We start from the raw sequence: 19,192 nt of genomic DNA on the forward strand, positions 1-19,192 counted from the left end.
GTAATCACAATGACCTTAAGAGTTGTTCATTATATCAACCAGTTCTACGCCGGGATCGGCGGAGAAGAGAAGGCCGACCACCAGCCCGAGGTACGCGAGGGCATAGTCGGCCCCGGAATGGGCCTTAACGCGGCCTTCAACGGCGAAGCCGAGATAGTCGCCACCGTCATCTGCGGCGACGGCTACTACGGAGAACACACTGACGAGGCGCGCGCCAAGTGCCTTGAGCTGATAAAGGCTCAAAAGCCCGACCTCTTCATCGCCGGCCCCGCCTTCAACGCCGGACGCTACGGCTTCGCCTGCGGCGACATCGCGGCCACGGTCGCGGCTGAACTCGGCGTCCCCACAGTAACTTCGATGTACCCCGAGAACCCCGGAGTGGAGCTTTACTCCAAGAAGACCTACATCGTCCCCTGCGCGGATTCGGCGCGCGGCATGGGCAAGGCCCTTCCTGTAATGGCGGCGCTCGGCCTCAAGCTCGCGAAGGGCGAGAAGATGGGCCCCGCGAAAGAAGAGGGCTACATCCACCGCGGCATGCGCAAATCCTTCTTCCACGAGAAGAGCGGAGCCGAGCGCGCGGTAGAGATGCTCCTGAAGAAACTCCGCGGCGAAGAGTTCCAGACGGAATATGAGATGCCGACCTTCAAGAAGATCCCGCCGGCAGCTCCCATAAAGGATCTGAAGCACGCGACGATCGCGCTCGTCACTTCGGGCGGAATCGTCCCCAAGGGCAACCCCGACCGCATCCGCGTCTCCTCGGCGGAGAGCTTCGGCGAGTATGACATCTCCGAACTCTTCGACATGACGCCCGACAACTACGAGTCGATCCACGGCGGCTACGACCGTCAGTGGGCCAATGTCGACCCCGATGTCGTCGTTCCGATCGACGTTATGCGCGAACTTGAGAAAGAGGGCGTTTTCGGCAAGCTTCACAATAAGTTCTACACCACGACCGGAACCGGCACGGCCGTCGCCTTCGGAGAAAAGTTTGGCCAGGAGATCGGCGCGAAGCTGAAAGAAGCTGGAGTTGACGCCGTGATCCTCACCTCCACCTGAGGAACTTGTACTCGGTGCGGCGCATCGATGACAAGAGAAATTGAAAACGCGGCCGGAATCCCCGTCGTTCAGATAGCGACGATCGTTCCCATCATGCTCACAGTCGGAACAAACAGAATAGTCCCCGGCGTGGCGATCCCCCATCCCGTCGGAAATCCCGAACTGGGCCCCGAAGTCGACAAGGCCGCGCGCAGAGAGCTGCTCATGCGCGCCTTCAAAGCGATGACGACCCCGATCGAAGAACAGACGATCTTCGAAAAGAACTAGAAAAAAGCGGCACAGGGGGCGGCATCAAGCGCCGCCCCCCTTTTAGAAATATTTACCCGAACAAAAAAACTTACTAAATCCGTGTTTCCCTTATTATTTTTATAAAAATGCACAAAAACAGCCTTTGCTTTTTGCTGTAGAATATCATATTATACAAAACGGCGCGGGCTGAGGAGATTGGGTGACAGGCAGATGGCGACAAAAGAGTTACGTATCGTTACGAACAACGGCTGGATAGAAAAAGGCCCGGCTGTGCCCCATGAGATAATCCCGGTTGACGGTACGCCGCTGGAGGTCCTCGACAAAGCGGAAGAGCTGCTTCAGCAGGGGTGGAAACTGGTTTCGGCTCCGCTTCCTCCGAACGTCCCGATAATGCGCGGCCCGTACAGGTCGCTCGTGATCGAGAAGAACGACCGTCAATATGACAAGGACGGCCTGATCGCGATCGATAAGGCGAGAGAGCGGTACAGGATGGAGCGGGAGAACCACAATCTGCCGGAGCCGGGAGAGGATTTCGGCGTGATAGACCGTCAGATGCTCCAGCGTATGTTGCGCGACACTATGTTAATAGAAGCTGAAAAAGAAAATTAATTACCATTTTTAAGGTCGACTTTCTGACCGGCAGATGATAAGATAAGAAATAGAAATTAAAAGTTGTGACTTTTAAAATATAAACAGGAGGCAGAATACAATGATTGCACTTACAAAAGAAAACTGTGACGCCGAAGTACGCGAAGAGAAGTCAATTCCCGTAGTGGTGGACTTCTGGGGTCCCCAGTGCGTCCCATGCATGGGCCTTATGCCCCACTATCACGAGATGGAAGAGGATGAGAAGTTTAAGGGCAAGGTAAAGTTCACCTCCGTCGACTGCTCGACAAACAAGAGAGTGGCGATGGGCTTCCGCGTAATGGGCCTTCCCACTTTCCTTTTCTGGAAGGACGGAGTCGAGGTAAAGCGTCTTTCAAAAGAAGAGTGCACCCCAGAGTCGATCAGAGCGGAGATCGAAAACCTTATTAAGTAAGGCGAGAGTTGGGCACATTCGCCCAATTTAGCATAAAACACAAATAGGAGGTATCTTGTCCATGGGCAAATTAAGTGGTAAGAAACTTCTCCTGCTTGGTGAAAGAGACGGCGTACCTGGGCCCGCGATGGAAGCGTGCCTTAAGGATTCTGGAGCCGAGATAGTATTCTCAGCGACAGAATGCTTTGTCTGAACCGCGGCAGGAGCAATGGACTTGCAGAATCAGCAGCGTATTAAAGACGCCGCTGAGAAATTCGGAGCCGAGAACTGTGTAGTAGTATTAGGTTCTTCAGACGCGGAAGGCGCAGAGATCTACGCCGAAACCGTCACGAACGGCGACCCGACCTTCGCAGGCCCGCTTGCTGGAGTCCCGTTGGGACTTCCCGTATATCACATCTTTGATGAAACGATCCGCGCGGAGTGCGATCCCGCGCAGTGGGAAGAGCAGATTTCCATGATGGAGATGGTCCTCGATCCCGAAGCGCTCGCCGCCGCCGTCAAAGGCATGCGTGATGAGTACAGCAAAGCACAGCTGTAATTAAGCCAAGACAACAAAAAGACATGGGGTCCTTTCCTTCGGGGGAGGGCCCCGTCTTTTTTACCGCGCTTGAAAATAAATGCTAAAATAGGCTCATTACGGCTTGTGTTTTCCAAGGAAGGAGACCGCCTGATGTTTTTCCATGTCATCGTGCTAACGATACTACTGACCGCAATATTCTCGGCTCTTGGCAGGGTGCTCATTGAGCGCTGCGGACTGCGCGGCGAGGAGCCGTTATTTTATCTGATGCTCTCGCCCGCGATCGGCGCCGCCTTCTGGCTGGGAACCACGCTTTTCCTGGGAATAACGTTTTCATACGGCAAGCCTCTCTTACTCCTTTGTTCAGCCGCCCTCATAATTTACCTTTGCCGTTTTCACCGCGATATCGGCATAAAGGGCGCCCTTACGAAAGGCGAATGTTCCGTCCTGCTGCTCATACTCGCGGCGGCGCTTGTTACGACATATCCGCTCATTCCTCTGGATTCAGGCGGCGGCGTCTATTTTTCCGCGCCCATATACGACCATGTGAAGGCCGGCATCGTCGATTCGATCGCGCGAAACGGACTCCCGCCGCTGAGCCCCTTTCTCGCCGACGACGGGACGCCGGTCTTGTTGACGTACTATTACGGATGGCACGCATTAGCCGCACAGCTCGGCATCCTCTTTGGGATATCCGGATTTACCGCCGACGCGGCGCTCACGGCCTTCACCACCTTAACGGCCATCCTGCTGATGGGCGCCTTCGCCTACAAGCTCTCCGGCGCGAAGAGATCCGTGCTGTGGACGCTGTTTTTGTTTCTGATCCTCTTCCCCATAGACATGGCGAACAAAGACAATACGTTCCCCTGGCTTCTGCCTCTCATCGCGACGGAAAATTATCCGGGCTTCTGGGGACTTATCGACAACTGTATATGGGTCCCTCAGCATATCTTCTCCGCCTCGCTGGTCGTCATTGTCGTTTATCTCGCCGCGCTGATCATTCAGCAGGGCCGGATGCGGCCCCGGTTGGTCATGTTAGCCTCCGTGCTGGCGGCGGCCTCATTTTACACCTCCGTCTACGCAGGTATCTTCGCCTTCGCGCTTTTTTTCATATCGCTGCTCGTCTGCCTGCCCTTCTCCGCCGCGCTGAGGGAGTCCCTTCTGAAGGCGGCCCCCTCCGTCGCCGCGGCCGCGGCGATCACGCTGATCATGAGCGTCTCCTACCTGCTCTATCTTTTTAACAACAGTCCGGCGGAAACTCCCCTGCTCTTCGGCGTATACCCCGCTTACGAATCCGGCGGGCTGCGGCAGTTTGTCTATGGGACGCTCCACCTTTTCCTCGTCACGCTGCCGGTACGTCTGGGCGTCATTTACGTCGGCGGCATGGCCGTAGCTTTAGGCGCGCTGTCATTCAAAAAATCGGACCGTCTGGCGGCGTTCTTCCTGAAACTCCTCTGCCTCGCGCCGCTGCTCTCCGCGGCCTTTATTCATTCGTCATTCTATACCAACGATTACGGCTGGCGGACGACTACCGCGTCGGAGCTGATCCTGTACATTTTTACCGCCGTCCTTCTTGAGCGTTCATGGGAAAATATCTCCGCGCGCGTAAAATTACCGGCGCGGGCCGCCGCCGTTTTCGTCCTCGGCGTCACCGCCGCGTCGTTTGTCGTATTTATGCCGGAGACGGTCTCGCTGATCCTTTCACGACAGCGCACCGCCCCGGAGATACACCGCGTCTGCAAAGGAGCCATCGCCGCCTGGGACGAGGTCAAAGCCCATACGCGCCCCGACGATCTGGCGCTCACGAATCCGGACGGTTTTTTCGAGGTCCTGACCGTAAAGACCGACGATAATTACAGCACAAACTTTTTCCAGTTGCTCTACGCCGACCGCGGCACGCCGCTGTCAGATCTGATATTCGCGAAGTGCTATTCGGAATTTTACAACGACGACAAGCTGAAAAAACGCTACGGGGAGCTGCGGCGCATTTTCAGCGGCGAGGTCAGGGGCGGCGATGCGGACTACCTGGCGGACGAACTTCGGACCGCCGCGATCGTAGTGACCCCTCTGGACGGCCTGTGGCACGACCCGGGAGCGCTCGGAGCAAGGTTTGAAATAATTTCGGAGAAGGACGACTACAGGATATATCTGAAAAAGAAACAGCTTTAGCCAGCCGCCGATACTAATGACCGGAACGTCGTTATTGATCCCCGTATTCAGGCGGGCAGGCGACAATATACTGCTGCACACGCTGGTCGACAGGCAGGGCGCCGATGTCGCGCCATGTGTGAAAGAACTCCTCGGCGGAGACGACCGAATAGCCATCCTGGCAGTGGTCGCAGACGTCGTCGCTGTCCATAAGGATCAGGACGTCGTCGGCGGTCGTTGGCGTGCCCATGGTGTCGTAACCGATTATTACGCGCCAGTGCCCGCCGAAGCGCATATTCTCCACCATTACCGGCAGCCCGGAACGCAGCTTGCCGACGATAAAATCACGGAACTCGGCTGCGTTTTTAAAGATATTTTCCCCGCCGCGGCATTCGCGCAGGCTTGAGCACACCTTCCAGCCTATCTCTTCAAAAAAACGGCAGATACCAGCCGTACAGGTGCCGCCCTCGCCCCTTTCGTTGGGGACGCCGCTGGTGCCCATTCGCCGCATCAGCTCCGGTTCGTCATAGCAAGTGACGCCAAAGTACCAAAGGACCGTCAGCGCCGCCGCGGGGCCGCAGCTGTAGCATGTGGTCTGCTGGTAGGTCGGATAGTTGGTGAGCATCGTCAGCCCTTTGTCGTTGCTCTTCATTGAATAAAAATCGGGAGCTTTAAAATAGGGCGAATCCTTAACGTCCGAAATACCGGCATATCCCGCTGCGCTCTCCGGATGAGGGATTATCCAGTCGGGACGCGGGACGCGTCTTACACGGCTGCGCATAGCCAAAGCCTCAGTCTGCGATCGAGCTCAGCCGGCCGAGCTGTTCCCGTTTCTGAAACAGCGCCAGCGCGACGCTCAGGATGTGAGTGTTGTCCACCCACAGGAACGAGGCGCTCGTAAGCAGCCGGTCGGTGGCTTCGGCGGGAGTAAATACGAGATTGCCGTTCACGATGCCCCATTTAAGGCGCTTCCATTCGTAAAACTCCGACTGAGAGCCTTTGAAGAGCCCTTTCTGCGTTACTGTGACGCCCTCGTCGCCCACCTCAAAGTCGCCGAACCGGTACGCTCTCCCCTTACGCAGTCCTTCAAGCATCTCCGCCATCAGGCGTTTCCCCACGGAGCGCCAGAAGCGCTGTGTGAGGTGCTCATAGAAATCGTTTTGTTTGGTCTTGATCGTAAATTCGCGGGTCTCTGTACCGAAGGTAGCCAGGTACCTCACCTTGGGAAGGGGGCCGCCCCGCCTCTGGTCCACGCCCCAGCGAAGCCGCGTTATCGTCTTGAGGGGGAACAGTTCGCCGCAGTACAAAAAACCGGCCGGGGTGATGTCAAGGGTTTTCTTGAAAGGCCAGACGCCAAAGCTGCAATGAAAATCTATTTCTTGATGCCATGATTTTTTATCCACGACAGACCGCTCCTATAATCTTTCTTTTATGTCCACATATCCGACGCCGGAAATCGTCACAAAAAACCTGACCTCCGGACTCTTCTTTGATTTTACTATAAAAGTGGCCGCTGGGGTCATGGTAAACCAACGTCCGGAAAAAATTAATTCGCCGACGCCCTCATAGGCCAGCGCCGCGTCCCCGAAAGTAAAGACCTCATGCTGCAAACTTTTCATTCCGCCAAACCAGATCAGCGTCATCTCATAATTACGATCCTTACCTTGAGTGAGCATAACGCGAAATTCCACGCTCTCACGCGCCGCCAGCGCCATCCGGTGTTTTATCCAGAGAGAAAAATCCTGCGCCTCGTTACGGACCATGCGCCGTTCTCTTGCGATGGAATCCGAAAATGCCATAACGGAGATGCCGGCGGCGCTCCCGATGATCGTCAGCACCGCAAGCAGTTCCACCAACATAAAGCCTATTTTTACACGAGGCTTGTCAGGCGTCATCTCCAATTATAGAAAGGACCCACAAATAGAAGGGATGCTCTTTCTTGAACAGCTTGCCGCTGCGGTCGGTGCAGCCATGCCTTGTCCACCCCTCTGTGAGCAGTTTGCTGTCGGCGGCGCGTACGACCCGGTATTCAAATTTTATGCTGTGGACCTTAAGGTCGGAAACACGCCCCCAAAGCTCTATCTCGTCATCGTAGCAGGCGGGATGTTTATAGCGGCAGTATGCCTCCACCACGGGAAGCATGAGTCCGTTTTCCTCCCATTCGGTATAGGGCCTGCCCCAGCCGCGGCAGAGCTCGGTGCGTGTCACCTCGAACCAGTCCAGGTAATTGGCATTGTAAACTATCTTCATCTGATCCGTCTCACTGTAGCGCACCCTAATCTTCGCGGCAAGGGTGTATCTCTCTGCCATCTGTCATTCTCCTCTCTATTTATGCGCCAAGCGCGCCGCGCTTATACAAAATATATTTGGCGCGGTCCAGGGGGGACACCCCGCGATAGGGCACCTCAACCCCCTCGCCCGGCGGGCAGGGGGCATAACCGGCGCTTACGGTTGAAAGAGCGCCGCGTCCGCCGGTGAGCGAGGCTATGCGCAGCGGGAAGTCCATGCTGGCGGCCAGCGGCAGGAGCCCCTCCATCATAAAAACGCCCCTGCGCACCACGGGGCTGTCAAAAGTACCGCGCATCGCGATTATTTCACCGATCAGTTTGCCGCTCAGCTCCTCAGGAAAAGTGAGGCGGAATTTCTGAATCGGCTCTAAAAGTTCCGTGCCGCCGGCGACAAGTCCGTCCATTATCCCCATCGGCGTCGCCAACATAAAGTCGAGAGGATGTGTGTGCACCGTATGATGTTCGCCGCCGACGAGCCTTATCCTTATATCCGTGACCTCCCAGCCCTTCGGCCCCTGCCGCAGCGCCTCGGGAATAGTCTGTCTCACCTGCGCCTGGTACCGCGTATATATTTTATCGTTGGGGACGACGCTCTCAAAGACGACGCCGGAACCGACCGGCAGCGGCTCTATCTCAAAATCCATCACCGCCCAGCAGGGCTTGGGCATGGTGTATTCAACATAGCCGTGCGCGCGTTTGCACGGGCGCTCCTTATAGATCACCATCGGTTCGCCGATCGCCGCCTCAAGGCCAAAGCGGTCTTTGAGCAGCGTTTGAAGTATCTCTATCTGGATCAGCCCCGCAACGCGCACGAGCATCTCACGGGATTCCCTCTCCCAGATCACGTCGAGCAGCGGGTCCTCGGCCGCCAGCTCGGCAAGCGCGGCCGACAGCGCGGGATACTGCTGTTGGTCGGCGAGCGTTACCCTGACCCGCAGTGCCGGCGCCGCGATCTCCGCAAATGGGGGCACGTACGAGGCGTCGCCGATAATGTCGCCGCTGACGGTTCCCGTCATGCCGTAGACCGCGCCCACCTCTCCGGCGCTGAGACAGCCTCTGTCCCTTTCCTTTGAGCCGAGCACCTCGCGTATCTGCGTCACCTTCTCGTCGCGGTCCGCGGTGGCGTTGCGCACGATATCCCGGTTTTTCAGCGTCCCCGAGAAGAGGCGGATATGAGCCACCCTCCCCAGCGAGGGATTATGCTCCACTTTAAAGACGACTCCTGAGAGCGGTCCCTCCGGAGCAGGCCTCTTCGCCAGCCACGCGAGGAGATCAAGCAGGGGCTCGACCCCCTCGCCCTTCAGGGCGGCTCCGCTGAGGACGGGGACGAGCTTTCTTGAATAGAAAGAATCCCGCAGGAGTACGCCAAGCTCTTCGCAACTGAAGGCTTCGCCTCCTCCCTCAAAAAATTTTTCCAGCGCCTCGTCGTCATATTCGGCGAGCGTTTCGGCAAGCGCTTCTTTGTCTCCCAGTTCCAGCGGACGCGGGGCGGTCCCGGTCAGCTCCCCTATCTCCGCCGTTACCGAACCGGCGTCGGCCCCGACGCGGTCCGTCTTGTTTATGAAGAAAAGCGCCGGTATCCCCATCTTGTCTATAGAATGCCAGATCAACTCGGTCTGCGACTGAACGCCCTCGACCGCGGAGACGACGATCACGGCGAGATCCATCGCGCGGACGGCGCGCTGCACCTCGGAGGAAAAGTCGCTGTGCCCCGGGGTGTCGATGATATATATCTTTCTTTCCCTCCACTCAAGCAGAGCGGAGGCGGCGCGGACCGAGATGCCGCGCCGGCGTTCAAAATCCATAAAATCGGTATGGGCGCTGCCGTCATCCACACGCCCCAGCGAACGGACGGCGCCGGCCCGGAAGAGCATCTGCTCCGTCAGCGTCGTCTTTCCGCCGTCGACATGGGCCAGGATGCCGATCGTCAGCGGGCGTGTTTCGCCTACAGCCAATGTATCTTTGCTTCCCGGCGCGGTGGATACTGGCGCAGAGGCAGGATCTGGGGCCAGCCCATCATCTGGGCGCCGCATATATGTTCGTCCTCGCCGATCCCGAGGTATTCCCGCAGCGGCGCGAAATTCCTGATCGCCGTCGTCAGATAGCCGCCCCAGCAGCAGCCGATCCCCAGCCCATGAGCCGCCAATTCAAGGTAGGTAAGGGCGATCGCTCCGTCCTCGGGCCAACGGTGATCCTTCGGCACCACCGCCACCGCGACATGCGGAGCGCCCCGCAGCAGCGCGTCTTCACCGCTTTTGGCCTTTGCGATCATCGCGGCTCCCAGCAGCGATCCGGGAGCGGTGGGGTTTTTGAATATCTCCTCGCGGAACCAGCAGAGGATGAGATTAGTTATCTCCTTAGTCTTCGCCGGGTCTTCCGAAACCACCCAGCGCACCGGCTGATAATTTACAGCCGTCGGCGCCTGCCGCACCGTCTCAAATATCCGCTCAAAGCTCCCGCGCGGTATACGCTCATCTTTGAACTTACGGATACTGCGGCGCGTCTTGAGCAGGTTTTCCGCCTCCTCGGCGGAGGGCATCGCAATATCTGCGCTCTTCACCAGCTTTTGGGGGTCCATGAAAGAGAGCGTATCAGCACATGCCGGACAGAAGAGGACGCACTGTGCGCACTGGATACAACGGTCGCCCTGTCTGGCTGCGATCTCAGGATACCCTTCGCCGCCAAACTTTATTATCCCCGCGGGACAGATGCGCAGGCATGTTCCGCACTTTGTACACCTTTCACGATCAACTTTAAGTTCATTCATCGGCTTTCACACTCCTGATTATCAGCGTCTCTATAACAGACTAGATAATTTTATCACTACGGGGCAATTTTTTATCCTCCGATCACGCAAAAGCATGGAGCGCTTGCCTTCGTTTTAAGCTATAATCTGTGCTTGAAGCAGAGATGCAGCCGACTACAGGAGGTAATTTAATGAAACGGATAATCATAACGCTGGCGCTCATTACGGTACTTTTCACGCCGGGCGCGGCGATGGCGAATATATCTGATCTGATCCCGCCCTTTCACTGGACGTATCATTCTTTGAGCAATCTCTCAGCCAAAGGGCTGATAGGCGAACAGGTGACCCCGGGCAAGAGCGCCTTCACCCCGGAACAGGTGGTTGCTCTTGTGGTGATGGCGCTCAAACACGCGGAAAGCGACACCATGAAGCTCGGCGACGCGGAGCTCTCCAGCATGCGCCAGCTGGCTAACGCCTACCGTCCTTATTTCAAGGAGGCGGGCTATGACTATAACACCATCCGCAACGATATCGAGATGGTGGCGATACGCGCCGGGCTTATGGCGGTCGAGACGAACGGAGGCTTCAGGCCGACGCCGAAGACTCTCTCCGCCAAGGCGGCCTACGCCGTCAACAAATTCACCTTTGACCTCTACCGGCAGGTGGCGGCGGAACGCGGGCACCGCAATCTATTCATATCGCCGTACAGCGTCACCTCCGCGCTCGCGATGACCTACGCCGGCGCGCGCGGCGTCACGGAGCAGCAGATGGAAAAAGTGCTGTCCCTGTCGCCAGACATCCATAAGAACATTGGCGCGCTCACCAACGAAATAAACTCCGTTCCGCAGGATATCGCGCAGGTCGGCGCGGCCAACGCCGTTTGGCCCGCGAAACAGGAGAAGATCCTGCCGGAATACGCGCAGACCGTCAGAGACTATTACAACGCGGGGCTGACGCCGCTCAACTACAAGGCCAACCCGGAATCGGCGCGCCAAACGATAAACAAGTGGGTGGAAAAACAGACGCAGCAGAGAATAAAAGATATCATAGCCCCCGGCTTGCTCCGCAAGGACACGCGGATGGTGCTGACGAACGCCATCTTTTTCAAATCCTCCTGGCTCGAGGAGTTCCAGGCGGTCAATACCACGCCGCGGCCCTTCTGGGTAAGCCCGGAAAGATCCGTTAACGTGCTGACCATGAACCGCACCGGCGACAATATCGGCTACGCCAATATCAGCGACGCGGAGATAGTGGAGCTGCCTTATAAGGGAGGACGTTTCTCGATGCTCGTCCTGCTCCCTGATAAAAAGTCCGACATCGAAACCCTGGAAAACAGCCTGAGCGCGGAGCAGCTGGGCAAATGGACGGCCGCGATGACACCCCGGAAGGTGAAGATATATCTGCCGAAATTCAAGCAGGAGAACGACTATGACCTCGCGCAGACTCTCGCGGAAATGGGCATGCCATCGGCGTTCAGCCCCGGCTCGGCGGATTTCTCCGGGATCACGGGCATGGACGACATCTATATAAGCAACATCATCCATAAGACCTTCATCGAAGTGGCGGAAGAGGGCACGGAGGCCGCCGCGGCGACGGCCGTCATCATGATGCGCACCTCAATGCCGGCCCCCGACGACGGCATGGTCGTCTTCCGCGCCGAACGCCCCTTCATCTACCTGATCAAAGACAACGCGACCGGCGCGATACTCTTCATCGGCAGATACGCAAGGCCGTAGGATAAAAATTTCCTTAAAGCATAAAACAGCGGCGTCCGCTGCCGCGGACAAGAAATTAGGCAGGAGGGCCGCCGCTATTTTTCTCTTATCAATTAACAGCCGTCAGCGCTTCGCGAGCGCGATCTGCGCCTCGCCGTCCGCCGGCGCGTCCTGCATGAGGCTCACCGCCACGGTGATAAAGGTCGAAGATAGCGCCGCGGGGAGCATCTCATACATGATATCCTTCAGTAACGGCGTATTGTACCAGAGCACCGTCACGACACCGCCCGTGATGATACCACCCAGCGCGCCAAGCGCCGTGACCCTTTTCCAGTACAAACCGAGAATCAGCGGCGGTGCGAAGGAGGCCCCCATTACCGCCCAGGCGTAGAGAACGAACCAAAATACCATGCGCGTATTTGAAAGGGCAATACATGCTCCGCAGATGCCAACGGAGACGATCACGATACGCCCGACAACGGTCGCCCACCTGTCGGAGAGTTTTTTGTTGAAGACACCCTCTATCATGTCCAGGTGCACAGTCTGGGAAACGACCATTATCAGGGAATCGAGCGTGGAGAGGATTGCCGAGAATACCGCGGCCAGCACGACGCCGGCGACCATCGGATGCAGCCTGTCTTTTATGAGTACGGGAAAGGCAAACTCCGGGTCGTGTATCGTCGGCATGATGACCCGGCAGATAAGGCCAATCAGAGTAGCCCCGCTGACGACGGCGACCATCCAGAATACGCCGATGACGGCAGAGATGATAAGCGTCCTGTCGTCGCGCGCCGTAATGAAGCGCTGCAGTACCTGAGGCTGCCCCATAAGGCCGATCCCGCCGGCGGCGAGACCGAAGGCGAAGGCAAAACCGGCGTATCCGTCGATGCCCGCCGTCGCGTTCAGCAACATGGGATCGAGCGCGAATGCTCGCTCCCAAAAGACGTGCCAGCCACCGAGATAAAAGATGAAGATAAAGGGCGAGACGAGCAGCACCAACAGCATGATCAAGCCCTGCACCACATCGGTCCAAACGACGGCTCTGTAGCCGCCAAGAAAAGCATAGGAGGTACCGAGAAAGGCGGAGACCCAAATCGCATGTTCATAATCCCAGCCGACAAGGGCCTCGAAGGCCTTACCGGCGCTTGTGAGCTGCGCAGAGGTGTAGATGACGAAAAAAAGAGTGATGATCAGCGAGGAGACGCCGCGCAACAGCTTGGTGTGTTCTTTGAAGCGCACGCCAAAAAAATGAGGTATCGACATCGCGCCAGTACGTTTGGTGTAGCGGCGCAGCGCCGGCGCCAGACAAATGTAGTTGAAGAAATAACCGAAGGTGTAGCCCACGCAGATCCACATCATCGAAACGCCGAAGGCGTAGGCAAACCCCACCGCGCCGGTAAATATCCAGCCGCTCGAATCTGTCGCGCCCGCGCTGAGCGCCGTCGGTATCGCGCCGAAATCGCGGTCCCCAAGATAGAATCCCTCGGCGGATCTGGAAAAATAGCGTGTCGCGATAAAGCCTATCATTATAAATATCACAAGATAAATGGCGGATACCGTGAGCATAGTATTCATTCGCCGCTTACCTCTCTTTCGCGCGCCCTCTCCGCCTTCATTGCGTAATAATAGTAGATCATGATCGCCGCTAGGGCCGTCAGCGGAAAAATTATGAACATGAAGGTTATCAAAAATGGTATTTCCGGTAAAATATTCACCAGTCAGGCCGCCTTCCTGATTCCATCAATTATAAATACCCCGTTTAATTTAAAGTAGACTAACACAGGACAATTTTTTACGCAAACCCATCAGAGGCAAAAATGGCCGGAGCTTATTAAAGATCCGGCCATTTCGCATATTGCGGCGTTATTTCTTCTTAGGCGTGTAGCCGATAAACTTAGCCTCCTGTTTGTAGCCGAGTTCCCACAGTGTTTCGCGGTATATTCTGAGATACTCTTTTCCTTCGGGGGTCTTGCTGCATTCGTTGACAATAAGCTTAAGACCTGTCTCACGCGCTTTTTTCTCATCCTCGGTGCTCCATCTGATGATCTTGATCTTCGGATTTTCCTTCCATTTCTCGCGCGCCTTCACCTCGGCGACGTATACCATCGCCGACTGATAACGGGCGCGGTCACGGGCGACGATGATGATATCCTTAAGGTGCTGCGGGAGCTTCTCCCATTTGCCGGGGTTGACGACGAGCGGGAAGTATTCGCAGGTCCCGTTCTGGAAGGCGGGATCGACAACATACTTGGCAACTTCGTGGAAGCCCATGCGCATGTTCTCATCCCAGAAGGTCCATTCCGCGGCGTCGATGTTCTTCGTCTGGAAAGCGGTGTAAATCTCAGGAGCGGAAAGCGAGACGGTCGTCGCGCCAAGCGCGCGGTAGTAAAGCGCGCCGAAACCGGAGGTACGGATCTTCTTGCCCTTGATGTCGGAGATCTTGTTGATGGGAACGACGGACATCAGCTGCTCATAGATCGGGCTCTCCATGATATGTCCAAGGTACTTGATGCGGTGCTTGGCGTAGAGCTTCGAGAAAAAGGGTTCGAGCTTTTCATCGAGGTAAGCGCCCTCCGCATAGGTGTTGAGCGGACAGCCGGGACGTGTCTGGAGATTAAAGAGCGGATCTTTGCCCGTCCAGTAGGCTCCGTATACCATCGCCATATCGACGACACCGTTCGCCACGTTGTCAAAGGTCTCGAATACCGGGAAGAGGACTCCCGCTGCGTAGGGCTCGATTACCAGTTCTCCCTTAGAGAGCGTCTTGACCGTCTTGCAGAAATCCTCTGCGATCTTCTGCTGCTCTGTACCGGGCATTGCGTGGGTTACTACGCGCCATCTGGTCGCTGCGTCTGCGCTCTGCACGGAAAAGACCGCGAGAAAAAGCGCAACAAGTACCATAACCTTAAAACTCTTCATAATTACAGTTTCCCCCTTAAGTTTTTTTACTGCTCTATAACTTAGCGTCCCATCGCAAGTCTGGGCAGCCAAAGCACAAGATTCGGAAATAGGAAGATCAATACTACAGATACAACCTGCAGGGCGAGGAAGGGCAAAGCGGCCCGGTATATCTCCATGATGTCTACATCCTTTGGAGCACATCCTTTGAGGTAGAAGAGGCTGAAGCCGAATGGAGGAGAGAGATAGCCGCACTGCAGCAGCACGTTGAATACAAGTCCAACCCAGAGCGGGTCATAACCGAGCTGCGATAGGATCGGCGCAAGAATAGGAACCGCGAGGAAGATGATCGCGCCGGGCTCAAGGAACATTCCAAGGAAGAAGATGAAGGCCGCGGAGACAAAGAAGACCATCGTCGCTCCGCCGGGCATGTTCATCGCCATATCGGCTATTATTGAGTTTCCACCAAGGCCTGAAAATACCGAGCCAAAGGCCGAGGCGCCGATCATCGTCCAGCCGACCATCGCTGTGATCGAGAGCGTCTCATAGCAGGAGCTCCAGACGATATCCCAGGTAAGGCGTCTGTTTAACAGGCCGATGAGGATAGCGCCCGCCGCGCCGAAGGCCGCCGCCTCCGTAGGCGTAGCGACGCCGTTAAGTATGGAACCGAGAACGATCGCAATGAGCAGCGCGGGGAGCGCTACGCCCCGCAGTGAGCGAAATTTTTCACCCCAGCTCGCGCGCTCTTTCAGAGGAAGCGCTGGCGCAAAATCTTTGTTAAAAAGAGCCCCAATTAGGACATAGCCAATATACAGTACCGCCAGCAGGCCTCCAGCGCAGAGCCCTCCGGCGAAAAGACCGCCAATGGAGACTCCCGTCACGCATCCGTAGAGAACCATGTTGGTGCTGGGGGGGATAAGCTGTCCGAGCGTACCGCCGCCGAGGACGCAGCCAAGCGCAAGCTTTTTATTGTATCCATGCTTGAGCATCTGCGGCAAGCCGATAAGACCAAGGCCTATAACGCCTGCGGCGACGACGCCGGAGACCGCGCCGAGGATTGCTCCGACGATGACCGTCGCGATCGCCAGGCCGCCGCGCAGCCCGCCGGACCACTTGAAAATAGTGTCATAGAGGTCGGCGACGACATTCGTCTTTTGTAATATATAGGCCATATATATAAAGAGCGGCACCGCAACGATCACGAAGTTATTCATTGCCCCCCAGGTTGCGGAGACCAGCAGGTTGAGAGCTCCCCATCCCCAGAGAAAATAGGCGAAAACTATAGAAACCGCCGCCAGCGAAAAGGCTATCGGCACTCCGACTGCTAGCAGTACGAAGAGCAGGACAAACATCAGCAGCGGATAAAGATCACTTGACATCCGAGTGTTCCTCCTCTAAGGCATCTTCTCTCTCTTTATCCGTGCCCCTGCCGGTGATGATCCCGACCATATCACGGATAGACTGGTAGGATAAAAGCAGGCACGAAATAGGTATGATCCACCGGTACCACCACACATGTGGATTGAATGGGGTCTGGTGTGTGGAACGCTCAAGCATCATCGTAGAACGCCAGGCGGTGGGGATACTTACAACCAAAAGCGTCAGGACGACAAAAAGGACGACCACCTCCGAAAATACGGCTAATCTCTTGCGCCATTTGGTACTGAGATAGGGAGCAAGCGCCTCGACGGCGACATGCGCCTTTTTCATATGGCAATAGGCTGCCCCCAACATGAAAAATGTCCCGTAAAGAAATATTGTTACCTCAAAACTCCAAATAGGAGTGTCGTTAAGCAAAAAGCTCTTCAGCGTACTGTAGACGATCTCGACGATCAGCGGAAGAATTAAAAGAGAGATCATATGCGCAAACCTTCTCAATTTTAATTACCCCTTTCCCAAAGATTATGGTACTTTTCCCTGCACAAATAAAAACCGGCTGCCTCCTTTATCTTTTTATATATAAAATATTTGATGACACAATAGTTTCATCTCAACAAAAGAGTATGAACATAAAGGCTCAGCGAAGCGCTGTCCAGTATCACTGATTCTCACTCAAATATTTATTTTTACCTGTATTTTTTCTGACCCGCGTGAAAGTATAAGGCTCACCTTAGATTTTGTCAAATATTTGTTAAAAGTAAAATTTTTATTTTAAAGAATTATTTCTCACATCTATTGAAACCTGTCTGATTTAGGTATATCATTATTATAGAATTACGAATTTCCACCAAACAGGAGGGATAGCGTTTGCTAGGAAGCCGCATTAAAAAACTTCGTAAAAAGCGCGGAGCCACACTGAAAGAGGTCGCGGATGCAACCGGCCTGTCGCAGGGCTACCTGAGCCAGATAGAGACGGACAAGGTTGAGCCTTCCATCTCCGTGCTCCGAAAGCTTGCCTCTTATTACAAAGTGCTCATGCTCTATTTCTTTGACACCGATCCGGTGGATAACATTGTCGTCAGAAAAGATGAGCGCAGGATCATAGGAGGCCCCGGAGATCCTCTTATGTACGAACTGCTCCAGCACAATGTGAAAAATAAAAAGATGGAGTGCGCGATAATGAGGCTTGCTCCCCATTATCAGGATCCTGAGGGCGTATACACCTCATACCCAGGAGAAGAATCTTTCCTCGTCCTCAGCGGCACTGTGGAATTCGAGCAGGAGGGCAGCGTTTACAGTCTGAACGAGGGCGACAACATATACTATGAGTGTTCAAAACCGTTTCGCCTCTTCAACCCCGGCGATACAGAGGCCGTGATTGTCGGCGTATGTACTCCCCCGCACCATCAAATAGAAGAGGAATAAAAAAGACAGGCGATAAAAAATCCGGAAGAGAATCTCTTCCGGATTTTTTTATCGCTTTGTGGCAGGGATTATTTTGCAGGATAAACAGGCCTCATTCATCCTCCAAATTGTCGGCTTCGGTCTGGATAACCTCCTCTTCACCGGAGACAGGGAGCTGCTGGACGTTTTTCAGGGCGCGGTTTATCGCTCTTGTACGCGTGCCGGCTTTGTCAAGTTCTTTTCCGGCCTGGTCTATCTTCTGCCGCGTCTTCTCCAGCACTTCGCCGAATTTTTCAAACTCGGTCTTTACTTTACCGAGGAGCACCCAGACTTCGCTTGATCGTTTTTCGATCGCGAGGGTACGGAACCCCATCTGGAGGCTGTTGAGCAAGGCGCAGATGGTGGTCGGCCCGGCCGGTACGACGCGGAAGTCGCGCGAGAGTTGTTCGCATAGGCCGTCGATGCGCAGCACCTCGGCGTAGAGCCCTTCTATCGGCAGATAGAGGATGCCGAAGTCTGTCGTGAAGGGAGGTTCGATATATTTGACGTGTATCGTCTTTGCCTCTTCGAGTACGCGAAGCCGCAGCGCCTTCTGCTGTTCCGTGATCTGCTGGCTGTCGCCGCTCTCCGAGGCGGAGATGAGGCGCTGGTAGTCTTCTATCGGGAACTTTGAGTCTATCGGCAGCCACACTTTGCCGCTTTCGTCGTCGGCGCCCGGGAGGATGACGGCGAACTCCACGCGCTCCGTACAATTCGGGCGCGTCGCGACGTTTTCCGCGTACTGTTCCCTGGTCAGCATCTGTTCAAGCAGGACGCGCAGCTGCATCTCTCCCCAGCTGCCGCGCACCTTGACGTTCGACAGCACTTTTTTAAGATCGCCGACATCGGATGTGAGGGCGCGCATCTCCCCCAGCCCCTTGTGCACCTGCTCCAGGCGCTCGGAAACTGTGGTGAAGGCCTCGCCGAGCCGTTTTTCGAGCGTCGAATGGAGCTGTTCGTCGACGGTGGCGCGCATTTTTTCCAATTTTTCTTCGTTGCTCTTGTGCAGCTCGCGCAGCCGTTCCTCAACGACTCCGCGCACCGCCTCCAGCTTTTCTTCGTTGAGGCGGCTGATGTTCGTCAGCTGGTTGGAAAAGGCCGCGAGGCTCTCCGCCTGCTGGCCGCTGATCTCTTTGATGCGCGTCGCCTGAGTCTCGCCGAGCTTCGTCAGCTGCGCGGAAAATGTCTGAAAGCTCTCGCGCTGGAGATCGCCGATCTCCTTGATGCGCTTCGCCTGCGCGTCGCCGAATGTGCTGATCCCGCGAGCCTGCTCAGCCCGCGCTTCTGTCGCCGCCTCGCGCTGTTCTTTGCGCATCGAGCCAAGGTTGTCGTTGAGCCGGCCCTCCGTCTCGTCAAGCCTTATCTCAATCTTCTGCAGCCGCGTAAGCAGCTCCCTCGTCGCCTGCTCCATCGCACCCGCGCTTTCGCGAAAGCGGGAGAGCGACATAACGATATATATGCCCGCAAGCAGGGCGAGGGCCCCAATTCCAATCAATACCGGCATCATTAACACGCACCTTCCATTCATCTGCCGCTATTATAAACTATTTCGACGAAGGCCTCCGTTTGCGTAAGCAAACGTTTTAAACTTCCTTCGAGGGCGGCTAGTGCCGAGCGCGCCGCCCCTGTCCGCTTAAGAGCGGACATTTCAAAATTCCTCAGGGGCAAGCCTTCGGATGCGTTTGCCGAGCGCGTCAATCGGCGACGACGGCC

Annotated in this window: 19 protein-coding genes; 7 read left to right on the forward strand and 12 right to left on the reverse strand. The window is 55.8% G+C overall.

Annotated features, from left to right (window positions below; genetic code table 11):
* Window positions 1-9: 9 nt before the first annotated feature.
* The 5 genes from CLOEV_RS10765 (at window position 10) to CLOEV_RS10795 (ending at window position 5,030) form a co-directional block, all read left to right on the forward strand.
* Window positions 10-1,323 carry a glycine/betaine/sarcosine/D-proline family reductase selenoprotein B gene (locus CLOEV_RS10765; RefSeq protein WP_083829739.1) on the forward strand — a complete coding sequence of 438 codons (1,314 nt, stop codon included), beginning with the start codon at window positions 10-12 and terminating at the stop codon, window positions 1,321-1,323.
* A 192-nt stretch (window positions 1,324-1,515) separates the two neighbouring features.
* Window positions 1,516-1,914 (forward strand): GrdX family protein, encoded by a 399-nt coding sequence (locus tag CLOEV_RS16110; RefSeq protein ID WP_008712804.1) that lies wholly within the window; start codon window positions 1,516-1,518, stop codon window positions 1,912-1,914.
* Window positions 1,915-2,014: 100 nt separating this feature from the next.
* Window positions 2,015-2,344: a thioredoxin family protein gene (locus tag CLOEV_RS10780; RefSeq protein WP_008712805.1), complete on the forward strand. Its 330-nt coding sequence runs from the start codon at window positions 2,015-2,017 to the stop codon at window positions 2,342-2,344.
* A gap of 61 nt (window positions 2,345-2,405) precedes the next feature.
* On the forward strand, window positions 2,406-2,882 hold the full coding sequence (grdA, locus tag CLOEV_RS10790; protein WP_084482340.1) for a glycine/sarcosine/betaine reductase complex selenoprotein A: 477 nt from the start codon (window positions 2,406-2,408) through the stop codon (window positions 2,880-2,882).
* Window positions 2,883-3,014: 132 nt separating this feature from the next.
* Window positions 3,015-5,030, forward strand: coding sequence for a hypothetical protein (locus tag CLOEV_RS10795; RefSeq protein WP_034443648.1), 2,016 nt, complete (start codon window positions 3,015-3,017; stop codon window positions 5,028-5,030).
* 31 nt (window positions 5,031-5,061) lie between these two features.
* Here the strand turns inward: CLOEV_RS10795 and CLOEV_RS10800 are convergent, their stop codons facing one another.
* Genes CLOEV_RS10800 through CLOEV_RS10825 form a run of 6 tightly spaced genes read right to left on the reverse strand, consistent with a single transcriptional unit; the run spans window position 5,062 to window position 10,064 of the window.
* A complete protein-coding gene (locus CLOEV_RS10800) occupies window positions 5,062-5,790 on the reverse strand; it encodes a cysteine peptidase family C39 domain-containing protein (protein ID WP_034443652.1) in 729 nt (242 codons plus the stop codon).
* Between the two features lie 10 nt (window positions 5,791-5,800).
* Complete coding sequence (locus CLOEV_RS10805) at window positions 5,801-6,412, reverse strand: hypothetical protein (protein WP_008712810.1); 612 nt, start codon at window positions 6,410-6,412, stop codon at window positions 5,801-5,803.
* Window positions 6,413-6,424: 12 nt separating this feature from the next.
* Entirely contained in the window at window positions 6,425-6,862 is a 438-nt protein-coding gene (locus tag CLOEV_RS10810; protein ID WP_156938406.1) for a hypothetical protein, read from the reverse strand.
* A 31-nt stretch (window positions 6,863-6,893) separates the two neighbouring features.
* Entirely contained in the window at window positions 6,894-7,319 is a 426-nt protein-coding gene (locus CLOEV_RS10815; protein WP_034443657.1) for an acyl-CoA thioesterase, read from the reverse strand.
* A gap of 19 nt (window positions 7,320-7,338) precedes the next feature.
* Window positions 7,339-9,252, reverse strand: a complete 1,914-nt coding sequence (locus CLOEV_RS10820) for a GTP-binding protein (RefSeq protein ID WP_034443659.1) — start codon at window positions 9,250-9,252, stop codon at window positions 7,339-7,341.
* Window positions 9,243-10,064 carry a nitroreductase family protein gene (locus CLOEV_RS10825; protein WP_008712814.1) on the reverse strand — a complete coding sequence of 274 codons (822 nt, stop codon included), beginning with the start codon at window positions 10,062-10,064 and terminating at the stop codon, window positions 9,243-9,245. Before CLOEV_RS10825 ends, CLOEV_RS10820 begins: the two co-directional genes overlap by 10 nt.
* A 170-nt stretch (window positions 10,065-10,234) precedes the next feature.
* Between CLOEV_RS10825 and CLOEV_RS10830 the strand changes: the two genes are divergently transcribed.
* Window positions 10,235-11,779, forward strand: a complete 1,545-nt coding sequence (locus CLOEV_RS10830) for a serpin family protein (protein ID WP_051485041.1) — start codon at window positions 10,235-10,237, stop codon at window positions 11,777-11,779.
* Window positions 11,780-11,881: 102 nt separating this feature from the next.
* On the opposite strand, the gene CLOEV_RS10835 is transcribed toward CLOEV_RS10830, so the two are convergent.
* The 5 genes from CLOEV_RS10835 to CLOEV_RS10850 all read right to left on the reverse strand — a co-directional run bounded on the left by CLOEV_RS10835 (window position 11,882) and on the right by CLOEV_RS10850 (window position 16,516).
* Window positions 11,882-13,333: a sodium/proline symporter gene (locus CLOEV_RS10835; protein WP_034443661.1), complete on the reverse strand. Its 1,452-nt coding sequence runs from the start codon at window positions 13,331-13,333 to the stop codon at window positions 11,882-11,884.
* Window positions 13,330-13,473, reverse strand: a complete 144-nt coding sequence (locus CLOEV_RS16880) for a hypothetical protein (protein ID WP_156938407.1) — start codon at window positions 13,471-13,473, stop codon at window positions 13,330-13,332. Before CLOEV_RS16880 ends, CLOEV_RS10835 begins: the two co-directional genes overlap by 4 nt.
* Window positions 13,474-13,621: 148 nt before the next feature.
* Window positions 13,622-14,677 carry a TRAP transporter substrate-binding protein gene (locus CLOEV_RS10840; RefSeq protein WP_034443663.1) on the reverse strand — a complete coding sequence of 352 codons (1,056 nt, stop codon included), beginning with the start codon at window positions 14,675-14,677 and terminating at the stop codon, window positions 13,622-13,624.
* 41 nt (window positions 14,678-14,718) lie between these two features.
* Window positions 14,719-16,035, reverse strand: coding sequence for a TRAP transporter large permease (locus CLOEV_RS10845; protein ID WP_034443665.1), 1,317 nt, complete (start codon window positions 16,033-16,035; stop codon window positions 14,719-14,721).
* Window positions 16,025-16,516 carry a TRAP transporter small permease subunit gene (locus CLOEV_RS10850; protein WP_034443667.1) on the reverse strand — a complete coding sequence of 164 codons (492 nt, stop codon included), beginning with the start codon at window positions 16,514-16,516 and terminating at the stop codon, window positions 16,025-16,027. Before CLOEV_RS10850 ends, CLOEV_RS10845 begins: the two co-directional genes overlap by 11 nt.
* 387 nt (window positions 16,517-16,903) lie before the next feature.
* On the opposite strand from CLOEV_RS10850, the gene CLOEV_RS10855 reads away from it, so the two are divergent.
* On the forward strand, window positions 16,904-17,461 hold the full coding sequence (locus tag CLOEV_RS10855) for a helix-turn-helix domain-containing protein (RefSeq protein ID WP_034443669.1): 558 nt from the start codon (window positions 16,904-16,906) through the stop codon (window positions 17,459-17,461).
* A gap of 91 nt (window positions 17,462-17,552) precedes the next feature.
* On the opposite strand, the gene CLOEV_RS10860 is transcribed toward CLOEV_RS10855, so the two are convergent.
* Complete coding sequence (locus tag CLOEV_RS10860; RefSeq protein ID WP_084482350.1) at window positions 17,553-18,986, reverse strand: DNA recombination protein RmuC; 1,434 nt, start codon at window positions 18,984-18,986, stop codon at window positions 17,553-17,555.
* Between the last annotated feature and the right edge of the window lie 206 nt (window positions 18,987-19,192).

It is taken from the genome of Cloacibacillus evryensis DSM 19522 (assembly GCF_000585335.1).
Lineage (GTDB): Bacteria > Synergistota > Synergistia > Synergistales > Synergistaceae > Cloacibacillus > Cloacibacillus evryensis.

What these genes read in the sequence shown, in the direction of transcription:
- CLOEV_RS16110 (WP_008712804.1), top strand. Translation starts at nt 1,516, where the DNA reads ATGGCGACAAAAGAGTTACGTATCGTTACGAACAACGGCTGGATAGAA.
- CLOEV_RS10780 (WP_008712805.1), top strand. Translation starts at nt 2,015, where the DNA reads ATGATTGCACTTACAAAAGAAAACTGTGACGCCGAAGTACGCGAAGAG.
- CLOEV_RS10795 (WP_034443648.1), top strand. Translation starts at nt 3,015, where the DNA reads ATGTTTTTCCATGTCATCGTGCTAACGATACTACTGACCGCAATATTC.
- CLOEV_RS10800 (WP_034443652.1), bottom strand. Translation starts at nt 5,790, where the DNA reads ATGCGCAGCCGTGTAAGACGCGTCCCGCGTCCCGACTGGATAATCCCT.
- CLOEV_RS10815 (WP_034443657.1), bottom strand. Translation starts at nt 7,319, where the DNA reads ATGGCAGAGAGATACACCCTTGCCGCGAAGATTAGGGTGCGCTACAGT.
- CLOEV_RS10825 (WP_008712814.1), bottom strand. Translation starts at nt 10,064, where the DNA reads ATGAATGAACTTAAAGTTGATCGTGAAAGGTGTACAAAGTGCGGAACA.
- CLOEV_RS10830 (WP_051485041.1), top strand. Translation starts at nt 10,235, where the DNA reads ATGAAACGGATAATCATAACGCTGGCGCTCATTACGGTACTTTTCACG.
- CLOEV_RS10835 (WP_034443661.1), bottom strand. Translation starts at nt 13,333, where the DNA reads ATGAATACTATGCTCACGGTATCCGCCATTTATCTTGTGATATTTATA.
- CLOEV_RS10840 (WP_034443663.1), bottom strand. Translation starts at nt 14,677, where the DNA reads ATGAAGAGTTTTAAGGTTATGGTACTTGTTGCGCTTTTTCTCGCGGTC.
- CLOEV_RS10845 (WP_034443665.1), bottom strand. Translation starts at nt 16,035, where the DNA reads ATGTCAAGTGATCTTTATCCGCTGCTGATGTTTGTCCTGCTCTTCGTA.
- CLOEV_RS10850 (WP_034443667.1), bottom strand. Translation starts at nt 16,516, where the DNA reads ATGATCTCTCTTTTAATTCTTCCGCTGATCGTCGAGATCGTCTACAGT.
- CLOEV_RS10860 (WP_084482350.1), bottom strand. Translation starts at nt 18,986, where the DNA reads ATGATGCCGGTATTGATTGGAATTGGGGCCCTCGCCCTGCTTGCGGGC.